Raw genomic sequence first — 678 nt, 5'->3', positions numbered from 1 at the left:
GACTATACTGTCACTGGCCAGTACAAACTGGAGACTACTCAGTCTCTGGAAACTGGCAAGCACAAAGATCAGGGTGCCGCATATGGTGTCTCCGTGGTGGGCAACAACATTAATGGTTCCGGTGTATTTGCTGGCGCTACGTATGCCAACCAGAAAGGAGCGACTGCGGGCGCTGCTGATAGCAACGTCTACGGCGTTGGTGCTGGGTGGACAAATGATCGGGTATATGTCGCTGCGTCATCACTCGTCGGTAAAAACGTATCAGGTGTCAAATCCTTCTACGACAACGAAGTGATCGCTCAGTATAACTTCGAGAATGGTATCACTCCATCTCTGGGTTATGTTGATTCTAACGACGGCGGCTCACGCGCTAAATTTGTCGAAACCGGCCTGACCTACGCCTTCAACAAAAATGTCTCGGCTGATATTGGCTATGGCATTGATGTGACTGGCGGCGACAATAACCAAGTCAAAACCGGCCTGAAGTATAAATTCTAATTTAGCTTCAGGGAGGTGTTATGATCTTGGAAAGGATTTTCCATTTCGCGCTTTCAGTAATTGCGGTGATTGCCCTCTGTGCTCCTTTTGCCATTGGTAAAAAGGTCAATGGATGGGCGGTCATCCGCCTGATTGCGTTGGAAGTTGTGGCGGCCTATGGTTTGCTGCACACTTCAATCG

General features: G+C 49.1%; 1 protein-coding gene. It reads left to right on the top strand.

The features are described 5' to 3' along the window. A partial coding sequence (locus tag N1032_RS25675) for a porin (protein WP_259543437.1) occupies window positions 1-498 on the top strand: 498 nt, incomplete at its 5' end. Between the last annotated feature and the right edge of the window lie 180 nt (window positions 499-678).

It is taken from the genome of Herbiconiux daphne, from assembly GCF_024979295.1.
Classification (GTDB): Bacteria; Actinomycetota; Actinomycetes; order Actinomycetales; family Microbacteriaceae; genus Herbiconiux; species Herbiconiux daphnes.
Note: the sequence above shows the minus strand (reverse complement) of the source record. Positions and strands in the feature narration are given on the sequence as shown.